This window comes from Almyronema sp., from assembly GCF_052168255.1.
Lineage (GTDB): Bacteria > Cyanobacteriota > Cyanobacteriia > Phormidesmidales > Phormidesmidaceae > Sphaerothrix > Sphaerothrix epifaneia.
Genome location: NZ_JBQLZL010000080.1, coordinates 25,838 through 37,364, shown reverse-complemented (window position 1 = coordinate 37,364; position 11,527 = coordinate 25,838). Strand labels below are relative to the sequence as shown.

12 protein-coding genes are annotated in these 11,527 nt (G+C 52.1%); 3 read left to right on the top strand and 9 right to left on the bottom strand.

Going from position 1 to position 11,527, the window contains the following annotated elements:
• On the bottom strand, positions 1–965 hold a 965-nt coding region (locus ACTS3T_RS18500), incomplete at its 3' end, for a PrsW family intramembrane metalloprotease (RefSeq protein ID WP_462935329.1).
• 31 nt (positions 966–996) lie between these two features.
• Complete coding sequence (locus ACTS3T_RS18495) at positions 997–1,434, bottom strand: secondary thiamine-phosphate synthase enzyme YjbQ (protein WP_377960236.1); 438 nt, start codon at positions 1,432–1,434, stop codon at positions 997–999.
• Positions 1,435–1,539: 105 nt separating this feature from the next.
• Here ACTS3T_RS18495 and ACTS3T_RS18490 point away from each other — a divergent pair, with 105 nt between their 5' ends.
• Together ACTS3T_RS18490 and ACTS3T_RS18485 are read left to right on the top strand one after the other, a co-directional pair.
• The gene (locus ACTS3T_RS18490) at positions 1,540–1,977 is read left to right on the top strand and encodes a CoA-binding protein (protein WP_377960238.1); all 438 of its coding nucleotides are present in this window, start codon (positions 1,540–1,542) and stop codon (positions 1,975–1,977) included.
• Between the two features lie 30 nt (positions 1,978–2,007).
• A complete protein-coding gene (locus ACTS3T_RS18485; protein WP_462935328.1) occupies positions 2,008–3,282 on the top strand; it encodes a D-alanyl-lipoteichoic acid biosynthesis protein DltD in 1,275 nt (424 codons plus the stop codon).
• 143 nt (positions 3,283–3,425) lie between these two features.
• Here the strand turns inward: ACTS3T_RS18485 and ACTS3T_RS18480 are convergent, their stop codons facing one another.
• From ACTS3T_RS18480 to ACTS3T_RS18450, 7 genes are all read right to left on the bottom strand, one after another.
• Positions 3,426–4,631, bottom strand: a complete 1,206-nt coding sequence (locus ACTS3T_RS18480) for a site-2 protease family protein (protein WP_377960824.1) — start codon at positions 4,629–4,631, stop codon at positions 3,426–3,428.
• Between the two features lie 346 nt (positions 4,632–4,977).
• On the bottom strand, positions 4,978–5,217 hold the full coding sequence (psaK, locus tag ACTS3T_RS18475; RefSeq protein ID WP_377960822.1) for a photosystem I reaction center subunit PsaK: 240 nt from the start codon (positions 5,215–5,217) through the stop codon (positions 4,978–4,980).
• Between the two features lie 170 nt (positions 5,218–5,387).
• The gene (locus ACTS3T_RS18470; protein WP_377960820.1) at positions 5,388–6,764 is read right to left on the bottom strand and encodes a peptidoglycan-binding protein; all 1,377 of its coding nucleotides are present in this window, start codon (positions 6,762–6,764) and stop codon (positions 5,388–5,390) included.
• 267 nt (positions 6,765–7,031) lie between these two features.
• Entirely contained in the window at positions 7,032–7,280 is a 249-nt protein-coding gene (locus tag ACTS3T_RS18465) for an NfeD family protein (protein ID WP_377960817.1), read from the bottom strand.
• Positions 7,281–7,580: 300 nt separating this feature from the next.
• A complete protein-coding gene (locus ACTS3T_RS18460) occupies positions 7,581–8,219 on the bottom strand; it encodes a hypothetical protein (protein ID WP_377960815.1) in 639 nt (212 codons plus the stop codon).
• Positions 8,220–8,263: 44 nt separating this feature from the next.
• Positions 8,264–8,719 (bottom strand): cupin domain-containing protein, encoded by a 456-nt coding sequence (locus tag ACTS3T_RS18455; protein WP_377960812.1) that lies wholly within the window; start codon positions 8,717–8,719, stop codon positions 8,264–8,266.
• Positions 8,720–8,811: 92 nt separating this feature from the next.
• Positions 8,812–9,873 (bottom strand): mannose-1-phosphate guanylyltransferase, encoded by a 1,062-nt coding sequence (locus ACTS3T_RS18450; protein WP_377960809.1) that lies wholly within the window; start codon positions 9,871–9,873, stop codon positions 8,812–8,814.
• 227 nt (positions 9,874–10,100) lie between these two features.
• Between ACTS3T_RS18450 and ACTS3T_RS18445 the strand changes: the two genes are divergently transcribed.
• Positions 10,101–11,527: LCP family protein (locus ACTS3T_RS18445; RefSeq protein WP_462935327.1), on the top strand; the 1,427-nt coding region annotated here is incomplete at its 3' end.

Here is an 11,527-nt window from a genome sequence, read left to right as displayed (position 1 = left end):
CGCAGTTCTGTTCTCAATCGTTCAATTTCAGCGCGGTTGCCATCTTCATCGCCCATTTTTTGGTGCTGTAGCTTTTTATGAGCCAACTCAGCCACTAGCTGTATCAGTTGGCGCTGTTGCCGAGATGAAAACCCCATTTTTTGCAAAAGCTGATGTGAGTTTGGCCGGGTAACGGCTTCGTAGCAACTGCGAGAGAGCGTCCAGGGCACCTCGTTGGCTAGCTGGCTTCTAAGGCGGGCGCGATCTACCCTAGCCGCTATAACCCAGAGTAAAAACATCACCAAACACAGCACTCCATAGTTAAACAAAGCGACCAAGATAGCGATATTTGAATAGATTTCGATCAAAGCGATCGCCCCGTTATGCACCAAATGCAACGTCATTGCCAGCAGCAAGCTAACCGCCACCGTCATCACTCGCCCCACCAGGCTGTGCATATAGCGAGCCAGACCAAATCCAATACCTACAATGGCCGTCCAAAACCCGTGTAGCCCGCCAAAAACCAGGGTTCTCAGCACAAACAGAGAAATCCATTCTTCCCAACTAGCGGTGCCAGCCAGGTACAAAATATTTTCCACATAAGCGAACCCAAAGCCCGCCATGGCTCCATAAACCATACCATCGACCCAGCCATCAAACTCGCGGCGACGGGTCAAATAAATGAGCGCCACAGCGATCGCTTTGAGAAATTCTTCGGTTATGGGTGCCCCCACTGCCGATTGCACCAAATCTGACTGTAGCGAGTTGTGACCCCACCAGGTTTCTATGGGCAGAGCCAAACTCATTTGCAAAATCACAGCCAGCCCAATTGCCGGGATAGCTCCCCATAAAAACGCTGAAATTAAATACTTGGTCGGTTCTTTTTCAAAGCGATCGATACTTCTGACCAGCCAAGTATAAAAATAAGCCGGAACGGCTAGGGCGATCGCGGTAAGCGGAAAGGGCATGGGCACGGACAGCAGCAAGAGAATTTACCTTAGCTACAGGTCGAGTGCCCTATTCTCCTGAAGCCTGAACAAAAACGCTGCGGCAACGGGGGCCATCCAGTTCACACAGCAAAATGGCTTGATAAGTGCCCAGTGCCAGTTGCCCTGCCACAATGGGCACCAGTTCGCTGTTGTGTAAGGTTATGGCCATCAGGTGAGAATGGGCATTAATTGGCTCGTCTGGGGGAACCGATCGCAAATGCAGGTCGTTGTGCAAATAGCGATCGCCAGCGGGGGCTAGCTTACGCAAGTAGGTTTTGATGTCTTCGAGCAAACGTTCTTCGTTTTCGTTTACCACAAGCGCCGTAGTCGTATGCCGAGAAAAGATCAAGACGTGGCCGTTTTGGATGCCGCTAGCCGTCACAAAGGCTTGAACTTGAGGGGTTAGATTGTAAAGCGCTAGCGCGTCTGTCGTTTGCAGTTCTAAAAGCTGGTGATGAATAGGCATGAGCGTTTTCAGTCGTTTGCTTCCCAAGTGTATGGGGGAAATGCCTCTAAAATAGAGAAGTAGCCGTGGCCGTTTGGGTTTGTTTCAGCGGCAACGGCAGGCAGTATGGAACCCTTACTACACCCTTCGGATACGCAACTGCGATCGCTGCTAGCACAGACTCAAACCATCGCAGTTGTCGGTCACTCTAATCAACCCCAGCGACCGAGCTACCAGATTGCTCAGTTTCTGCGTCAGGTAGGTTATCGGGTTTATCCGGTGAATCCTACGGTAGCCGAGGTCGCAGGGCACCGCTGCTACCGTTCTCTAGCAGAAGTGCCAGAAACGGTAGATCTAGTCAATGTTTTTCGCCGCGCCGACTCTTTACCAGAGATTGTCGAAGCGGCGATCGCCGTTGGCGCTAAAGCCCTCTGGACTCAGCTAGGTATCTACCACGATGTCGCCGTTCGCCAAGCCCTAGCCGCTGGTCTTTTTGTCGTGACGGATGCGTGTATTCAGGTGGAATATTTGCGCTTGGGCTTACCACGGCGATCGCCTTCTTAACATGAGTGCTGCTGGCTGCTAGGTATTGCTATGTTTCGTCGCTTTTCAGTGTTGCGCTGGTGCCTGATTTTGGTAAGTAGCCTGGGACTGGTTATCAGCGGTTGGCTGCTTCAGCTTTTGCTGGTTTCGACCCCAGCAGCCACCTTCCCCAAGCTAGAAGCGGCTCCCATTCCTGACGAACTCAGTCCCTTAGACAGTTTGCTACAGGCTGCCCTCAACTTGGCCGAGCAGGCTCGTTCGGACGCTGCAATGGCTCAAAGCGCCCAAGACTGGAGTGCAGTTATGGGTCAATGGGCCGATGCTATCACTCTGATTCAGTCTGTCCCCACAACTAGCCCTCAGCGTTTGTTTGCTCAGCGCAAAGCCGAAGAATTTTTGCTCAATCTCAAGACAGCGCAGCAAAAGGCAGCAGGTAGCGTTCCAGCCGTTTTTCCAACCTTAGGCAGCCAAATTTTAGATGAACAGTTGGCTGGCTACTTTTCTTACATGGCGGCGGTTGGGGTACCGGATGTGCTGATTGTGGGTAGTTCACGCGCCTTGCAAGGGGTTGATCCCCAAGCGTTGCAGCAGGCGCTTAGCGATCGAGGCTATGCCGAGGCCAAAGTGTTTAATCTCGGCATCAATGGCGCGACGGCACAGGTGGTTAATTTTGTCTTGCAACGCCTGCTGACACCAGAGCAGTTGCCCAAGCTGATTTTGTGGGCAGGGGGTTCGCGAGCTTTTAACAGCAGCCGACTAGATCGGACGTTTGCCAGCGTTTTGGCTTCTCCTGGCTATCAGGCTTTTTTAGCCGGAGAAAAGCCAACCTTTGCAGACGACAATCCGTTGCTAGTGCCAACGCAACCCTTAGATGCCCACGGGTTTCTGGCTTTAGAGCAACGCTTCGATCCCAACACCTACTATCAGCGGTTTCCGCGCATTCTAGGACAGTACGATGCTGATTATAGCCGCTTTGATCTCAGTGGCTTGCAGACCCAGTCTTTGGGTTCGCTGGCAGCGTTTGCCCGATCGCAACAAAAACCCCTCATTTTTATTAATCTGCCACTCACTCAAGACTATTTAGACCCAACCCGCCTGCGGCGAGAGCGGCAGTTTCAAACGTATCTACAACAGCAAAGTCAGGCTCAAGGATTTGGTTTAATTGATCTGATGCAGCAATGGCCCACGCAAAATGGCTACTTCGCTGATCCTAGCCACCTTAACCGCCATGGAGCAGCCGCGATCGCCCAACAGTTGACCACTCGCGCTGATATTCCCTGGACGGTGTTGGCACAGTCAGCGGCTGAGACGGCTGCTCGTCGCTAAAGGTGGAAGTTAGCGGGCAGAGGGCAAGAAGGAAAGTTTTGCTGGCAGCGGTTTTCAGTCATTTAAGTAAGCTCAACGCTGATCGCCCCAGCAATAATGACGATCCCTAGTCTGTCAGTCGCCCAATTCTCGGCTAGCTGTGTTTAAGATTCGGCAGCCGCGCGAGCGATCGCTTGTAGTTGTAGCCCCGGTGGATAAGCGCCTTCTTCTTTAATCCGCTGAATCACGGCATCTGAAATAGAGATGTTCATCTTAGCGGCGATCGCCCGCACAATGTCACCTCGATCGACTACACCCGCCACCGCATCGGCGGGTGACAGAACGGTGATGCGACTCAGCCCCTGTTCTTCTAACTGATTAATCACCTGCGGCAGCGGCGTCGCCTCGCGTACGGTGGGAATATCGCTGAGCGGTTGAATAATTTCTAACAGCGATTGGTGTTCCCACTGGCTGCGCTCAATTGAGCGCAAATCTTCTACTGCCACCCAGCCACGATAGCGACCATCCGAAGCTGCAAAATACATTGGCGGACGACCTTCTTGCAAAAGGTAGTCGTCAGCAAACTGGCGCAGCGTTAAATTAGCATCCACAACCCGGTAATCGCGCATCATCGCATCTGCCGCCTGTAGCGAAGCGATCGCCTCTTGTAGTTCGTTGACCCGGTTGTAGGTTTGGGCATTGCGCAGTACAAACCAGCCAATAAGGGCAATCCACAGCACATCAAAACGCTGGGTTGTTAGATAAGCTATTAACCCTAAAATAATGGCTCCCCAGCCCAAAAACTGTCCGGCTGTAGCGGCCCAACGAATCCCTCGACTCCGACTACCCGTTGCCTTCCAAATAGCAGCTTTAAGCACCTGTCCCCCGTCAAGCGGTAGCCCCGGAATCAGGTTAAACAGGGTTAGCACCAGATTCGTTTGAGCAATATTGTAAAGAATCAGGGTGGCGATTCCCGCTGTTGGCAACACCCCTGCCAGCAAACTAAAGAGGATAAACAGGCTAAAGCTCACCAGTGGCCCTGCGATCGCCACCTGAAAAGCTTGTCCGGGGGTTTTTGACTCTTTATCAATTGAGGCAATGCCGCCAAACAAAAACAGGGTAATCGAGTTGACCTGAATTCCTTGTGCCCGCGCCACCAAGCTGTGACCTAACTCGTGCAGCAGCACCGAAGCAAAGAGCAACAAAGCCAGCAAAAAGCCAGCCCCCAAAGCAACACTCGTCCCCATTTGCGACTGCCAAGCTGGGTCGCTGCCATACAAAAAAGTCACCAGGACTAAAATAATCAGCCAGGAATAATCGATATAGAGAGGGATGTTGAATAAAGAGCCGATGCGCCAACCGGATTGCATAAGTTTTAACCCAATGCCTTGCTAGGAGCCATTCCTGAAACCATAGCTTTATTGTACTGAGGTGATTCAAAGTGCTAGCGGGGGATAACCTCACTTTGGCAACCATGCCGTCAGCACTTGATACCCCAAGCGGGCGATTGGTCAGCCTTTCTCCCCTTAGAAAGGCTTAATTATCGCTGCGATCGCCCGTTACCCAAGCGTCGCCACCTAGACTCAGAAACTTAAATAGCTGAAAGGCGCTGGCAGAAAGCCTTTCCTTCTGGCTGCTACCTTTATCGGTATACAAAAAGCAGGAACCCGTTGCTAGCGAGTTCCTGCTAAAAGTTTAAGAAGTTAGATGACAAGTTTAGAGCAGCCCAGCATTGCTCAAGCCTAAAATCATGCCCGCCCCTAACAGGTGACCAAAACTAGCCGTTGCCAGCAGTTCAGGCAAACCAAAGCCTTCAAAAAAAGCTGGTAGCGTAAAGGGCAGTTCAGGCCCTACGCCGCGCTTTTGAATGGCGTATCGGCCAATAGCGATCGCAAACAGGTTGCAGGCAATCATGACCAGAGCCACCTTAAAAGACCACTGCGGGGTTTGAGGCACGGTCTGGGCAAACCACAGAAGCGACGAATAAAGCAATTTATTATCTCCTAGCAAGACCTTAATTTTTTTGAGGTCAGATCAATTAAGGATTATAAAGAAGTGCCAGGAGTGGCTTACCAAATGTTCAATAGAGTTAATAGAGAGACATGCTTTGTAACCTGAAGCCTGCTTTAGAAGGCGATAAATTCACGCCGCACCCAACCACCTGAACTCAGTTCGATCCAGCCGTTTTCGTTGATTTGGTTCACCGTCACTTCCGAACCACTGGCATAGATGCTTAAAATCCGCCCTTCGGTAAACGGCTCATCATAGACGGCAATTCCGCCAATGCCGTCGTTGACCAACTGAACGCGATCGCCTGGTTGTAAAGTTCGTTGAGGTTCTGGCTTGCGAGGAGCGTTTGCTGCGTACAGGGCGTCGAGGGTGGTTGTTCCGGCAACCCCATCAACGGGCAAGCCTTGCACTCGCTGAAACTCAATTACCGCTTGTTCGGTGGTACTGCCATAAACCCCATCAGACGCCTGTGTAGCCGCCAGATAATTGAGTTCTTTGAGGCGATTTTGGAGGCGAATCACGCGTGGCCCCGCGCTACCAAAGCGCAGTACAGGTATCGCATCGGTAGGCGGCGCTGGCTCAACCGGAGAGGGAGTAGTCTGCGTCAGGCGAATTAAGTTGCCCGCCACCCAGTTGCCATCGCTCAATTCTGCCCAACCATTGCGATAGCGACCGCTAATTTCTAACGCCTGCCCGTCTGATAGCACCCGCACAATGCTATAGGATGTGCCGGGGCCAGAGCGGACATTGAGGTTGTACCCATAGGCAGAAACAGTGGCATTGAGGCGATCGCTGCCAACATCACCGCCAACATTACCCCCTCGTTCAAAACCACCATAAGCTGGCTCAATCAGATTTCCGGCCACCCAGGTACCATCAATCAGTTGCACCCAGCCATTACTATCAACCCGACCACTCAAGCGAATTTGCTCGTTAGGGCCAAGCGTACGAGCCACCCCATAGCGGGTTCCTGGCCCCCAGCGAGCATTGAGGCGATAGCCGTAAGCCTCTACTTGGGCGACCTTACCCCACGTTTGAGTAGGGGGTGACGGGTCTGGTTCAGCGGGAGGAGTTGGCTCCGTGGGTTCTGGCGATTCGGTGGGTGGGGTTGGCGGTGAGGGTTGCGGATTGGGTACAACACTGGGTCTAACCTGTTCAACGGGTAGCCAACTGCCATCGGCTAATTGCGACCATCCGTTTTGAATCGTACCAGTTAGCTCAACCGCGTCCCCTTCATACAGAATGCGATCCACCTCAAAATCGATTCCTGGCCCCGACCGCGCTTCTACCTGCAAGCGATCGCCAGATGTAATCACATAGCCCGTCAAGGCGGAGGCGGCACTAGCCGTCATCAACGCTGCTGTCATCACCCCTCCCCAAAGAAAATGGCGCAGGGTTCGTCTAGCCGTAGCATTGAGCCACGGTAACTTCACCGAGGGGCGATCGCCTGCTTCATGTTGTTCTAGTAAATAGAGGTAAGCGAGGGTATCCATAACCGTTGTCTGCCATAAGGGCTATCTAAAATTCAGTGTGAAACCACAAACAATGACCGACCACCCCCAGCAGAAAGACTTTTGAGGGAAGGCGTTCTGCTGACAGCTATAGCTGTAGCCTCTAAAGCTGAGATTTCTCCCTGGACAAAGGGCTAAAAGTCTCTAACCAAAAACTTGCTTTCGCCTTCTCAGCCAGAGGTAAGCAGAACGCCGTTTTGCTCACCGCTGCCATCAGAGGCTTTTGGCAGTTAGCTCAACGGCTACCGCTTAGACCCAAGGCGCTTTAGCGCTGACCCCTGCAACCGTTGGCACCACCAGCAAAGTCAGCCCCCGCCGACCCAAAACACTCACCCAGGTTTTGGCTTCTGCGATCGCCAACTGCTCGGATTCGTAAAATTGCGCTGGCCAGTAAGTGCCGTTAAAGAAAACCCGACCTCGTTTATCGGCAACAATCGCTCGCTCAACTCGACCTAAACCGGGGGTCTGAAAAAATTCGGTTACGGTGTCAAAAGTCATCACTTTCCTCCTGGAAACAGTGGGCAAGAGACGGGGCGATCGCGTATTCCACGGAAAAGATACGAGATTTTATGTTTTAACCATAAAGTTTCCTTGAAATGGGGGAATAAGCACTGTGACAGAAATAGGGTTGACCCTACCTGTCAAGGCGGAAATAACGGATGTTGGTTATCGATTTCTGACGTTTGACGCGTGACATCGCTCTTCTGCAAGCCGCAAACTGCCTGCTGCTATAGTCAACAACGTCAATCCGCAGAATTTCGTAGAAAACTTTTAACGGGTTGACAAAACGTAGTCAGACTACTCACCAATATTGAGCAAATCAGGCTGTAAGTAGGCCATTGAATTAACCAACTGCTGAGCTTCAGCAGGTGAAATATCCTGGCAGCCTGTTTGACTGGCAAAGGTCTGCTGAATATAAGCCGCTCCGGCAAGGCGATACGCCCCGGATTCGCCCACCATCCAGTCGGTGGCAAACTCAGGTTCTGGAAACTGCGATCGCAGATCGGCATCGCGATAAGGGCCGTAATGGAGCTGATAGCCCGTGCCAAACAAAGGTGAATTGAGAGGCTGCTGAAACTCAGTGTCGGGTAAGTCGCCAACGCCCTCGTTGGTGAACTCAACCACAAAACAGCGATCGCGATCGTCGCGATAAACAATTTGATACTGGGCACCCCCAGCAGCGGTAGGGGCTTGGGTGATCAACTCAACCACCTGAAAAGCTGGCGGCACCTCGGTTGGAATCACCACAGCCACCTCTAAAGCTTCGAGCTGTTGGGTTTGCGCTGGCTGAAGCTGAGCAATCAAAGCCCCGGATGGCGGCGGCGGCGGTGCCGGACTGTTGGCTAGGGGCAGTGCTGGGGCGCTGTTTACCGTCGGCTCATTTACCTGACAAGCAGCCAGCATCAAACATAGGGGAAAAATTAGCGATCGCTTCATGGGCGTCAGCTTGGAAACATGGGCGAATGGGCTTTCTAGGAACTTCAATAAGGACGGCCATCTTTCCGGGTAAACAGGTAATGGCTGCCAGTGTGACGAGCCACCAAGTCGGCGTCTGGGTAGTGGGCAATGTCGTTAGGGCTGCGATCGCCAATTTCCAAATAAACCGCAGGCATTTCTGAGCGATTAACCAGGTGATGGCCATTAGCCGTACCGGCAGCAAAGCCCGCCATCATCCCAGGAGTCATCAGTTGTTCTCCCGCCTCGGTAATCAGCGTTAGCATCCCAGCGATCACATAGACAAACTCATCTTGGGCTGTATGCCAATGGCGCAAAGCCGAGCCACTACCGGGTAGCAGCGTCACTAGATTTACCCCAAAGTTGGTCAGTCCAGCAGCGTTGCCAACCCGCTTGCGGATGCGGCCTTCAACCAACTGTCGCAGGGGTTCGGGATAGCCAGTCCCCGTTTGGTCAGGCACTTGGTTAGGGTCAATTAGCATCGGTGCTAGCCGGGTGAAAAAGAGTGAGTTCTGGGCAAAAGCTCAGGCATAACCCATCATAAACGGCTCAACCCATCAGTCGTGACAGCGCCTTAAAGCAAATTTTTGTACTTTTCTTCTGTCCCCAAGCGTTTGACTGCTTTTTTAATATCCTGGGTGCGGTCTTTGCGAACGATTAGCGTTGCATTACCATCTCGAACGACAACCACATCTTCTAACCCAATCGTGACAATTACCTCTTCTGGATTAGAACTGTAGACAACGCTGCCGTGGGTATCTAAGCCAATATGCTGCGCCAGTTCAACATTATCGCGATCGCCCTTGAGCAAACGCTCGATTGCATTCCAGTCGCCCAAATCATCCCAGCCAAAGCTAACGGGCATTACGTAAGCTTTCTGGGTTCGCTCCATCACCGCATAGTCAATGCTGAGTTTGGTCAGTTCATGATAAGCATCAACCCCTTTTTCTAGCAGAGGGTGAATCAGTTCAGGGGCATAGGCTTTTAGTTCTTGCAGCATCACGCCTGCCGGAAAAATAAACATGCCGCTATTCCAGCTAAAGCGACCACTCTCTAGAAACTCAGTCGCCGTAGCCACGTCAGGTTTTTCGGTAAAGCGGCTGACCCGGTAAGCAGGTAGGTTGCCATAGCGGCCAACTTCAGCCCCTTGCTCAATGTAGCCGTAGCCCGTTGCCGCATAGGTTGGGGTAATGCCCAGCGTCGCGATCGCCCCTTGCTCACTGGCTAACTCAGCCGCCGCCAGTAGGGTTTGGCAAAACTTATCGCTATCGTCAATCCAATGATCGGCTGGGAAAAAAGCCACAATCGCTTCTTCGCCGTAACGCTTGATAATTTCGAGGGTCGTCCACGCCACAGCCGGAGCAGTATCTCGGCCTTCAGGCTCTACAAGCAGATTGGTTTGCGGTAGCTGAGGCAGTTGTTCAGCAATGCCTGTGGCTAAATGGGAAGCCGTAATCACCCACAAAGACGACCAGCCACCCGCCAAGGGCAAAAGCCGCTCAGCCGTTGCCTGCAACAAGCTGGTACCGCTGCCATCTAAGCTCAAGAACTGCTTAGGCCGTTGCAGCCGACTTACGGGCCAAAAGCGCTCACCTTTACCACCCGCCAGAATGACAGGGATAAGAGACTTACTCATGGGCTAACTCCGCCAGAAATTCCGTCTTATCCTATCTTTTTGTCTGGGGGGTCAGGCTATAATCACCGTAACATTGATTAACAAATCATCATTTTGCAAAGTTTTACTCAGTAGCTACTGTCAGCAAAGTTTGATAGTTGCATCGGGAACTATGCGGATTGGCAGACAGCAGCCTGAATTAGGTGTCTAGCTGTGGAAGGTAACTAAGGGTTAAGTAACAAAATCTAATGACGACACTGCCGACTAATCAACATCCTGATATTGAAGCTCAAACAAACCCTGATTTAGAATCGGCAGATGAGGCTGAACTTGCCGAGGTCACTGATTCCGTTAATGCTGAGGCTACCCCGTCTGCGCCCCCTGAAGCCGTCAACCGTGGCTCAACCGTGGCTGCTCGTATAGCCAAAGGCGCTTTCTGGAGTGTTACCTGCCTTTCAACAGCAGTGGTTTCTGCCCTTTTGGGTGCGGCGGCAGTTCTGGTGTTACCGCTGCCTGAGCAACTCTTTCCTCAAAAGCAAGAGGCGCTTTCTCTAAAAGACCTCTGGCAGTCGGGCTTTCGCTACAACGTTACCCGCCCGGTCAATATTTTGGTCATGGGAATTGATCAGGTGCCCGAAGCCGAAGGGGAAGATATTTTTTCGGGACGGACAGACACCATGCTGTTAGTAAGGGTTGATCCGACTCAGGCAGGCGTCAATGTGTTGTCGATTCCCCGAGATACTCGCGTCACGATTCCCGGCTGGGGCAAAGACAAAATTAACCAGGCCAATGTAGAAGGCGGTGCCCTCCTCGCAGGGCAAACCGTCAGCGCCAATCTCAACCAGGTAGAAATCGATCGCTATGTGCGGGTCAGCACAGGCGCTTTTCGAGAAATTGTGGATCTGGTGGGCGGAGTTGAAGTTTTCGTGCCTAGCCGCATGTATTACGAAGACCGCACCCAAGATTTAGTCATTGATTTAGAACCGGGTTGGCAAACGCTCAATGGCGCTCAAGCCGAACAATTTGCCCGTTTTCGACAAGATGCTTATGGTGACATTGGCCGCGTCCAGCGGCAGCAAATGCTGCTAAAAGCACTGCGATCGCGTTTAACTAGCCCTACGGTGATTCCTAAATTGCCGCAAATTGTGCGGATTTTACAGCGCTATATCGACACTAACCTGACTGCCGAAGAAATGCTGGCTTTAGCCAATTTTGGTTTAGAGCTAGAACCGGACGATCTCCACATGGTCATGCTGCCAGGGCGTTTTAGTGAGCCGACAGAATATCAGGCCAGCTATTGGATTATGGACAGTGCAGCGGGCGATCGCGTCATGCAAGACTTTTTTCATACTGAGGCGGCAACGCTGGCTTCAGCCCCCCGTCGGTCTATTCGTCAAATGCGGATTGCGGTTCAAAATGCGTCGGGCGAACCCCATGTCGCCAATGAAGTTGCCCGTTATCTGGCGCAAGAGGGGTTAGACAACCTCTATGTCGTCAGTGATTGGCCAGATGTAGTGGCTAAAACTCAGGTCATTGCTCAGCGAGGCGATTTGGAAGCGGCGGATCGGGTGAGCGCTATTTTAGGCGTAGGTCAGCTAGTTTCTGACTCAACCGGAAATCTAGAATCTGATGTCACTATTCGCATTGGTAGCGATTGGCTAGAGCAACGCAATCG

Excerpts from the sequence above, each read along its gene's own strand:
- ACTS3T_RS18495 (WP_377960236.1), bottom strand. The coding sequence starts at position 1,434 with ATGCCTATTCATCACCAGCTTTTAGAACTGCAAACGACAGACGCGCTA.
- ACTS3T_RS18490 (WP_377960238.1), top strand. The coding sequence starts at position 1,540 with ATGGAACCCTTACTACACCCTTCGGATACGCAACTGCGATCGCTGCTA.
- ACTS3T_RS18485 (WP_462935328.1), top strand. The coding sequence starts at position 2,008 with ATGTTTCGTCGCTTTTCAGTGTTGCGCTGGTGCCTGATTTTGGTAAGT.
- ACTS3T_RS18480 (WP_377960824.1), bottom strand. The coding sequence starts at position 4,631 with ATGCAATCCGGTTGGCGCATCGGCTCTTTATTCAACATCCCTCTCTAT.
- ACTS3T_RS18470 (WP_377960820.1), bottom strand. The coding sequence starts at position 6,764 with ATGGATACCCTCGCTTACCTCTATTTACTAGAACAACATGAAGCAGGC.
- ACTS3T_RS18465 (WP_377960817.1), bottom strand. The coding sequence starts at position 7,280 with ATGACTTTTGACACCGTAACCGAATTTTTTCAGACCCCCGGTTTAGGT.
- ACTS3T_RS18460 (WP_377960815.1), bottom strand. The coding sequence starts at position 8,219 with ATGAAGCGATCGCTAATTTTTCCCCTATGTTTGATGCTGGCTGCTTGT.
- ACTS3T_RS18455 (WP_377960812.1), bottom strand. The coding sequence starts at position 8,719 with ATGCTAATTGACCCTAACCAAGTGCCTGACCAAACGGGGACTGGCTAT.
- ACTS3T_RS18450 (WP_377960809.1), bottom strand. The coding sequence starts at position 9,873 with ATGAGTAAGTCTCTTATCCCTGTCATTCTGGCGGGTGGTAAAGGTGAG.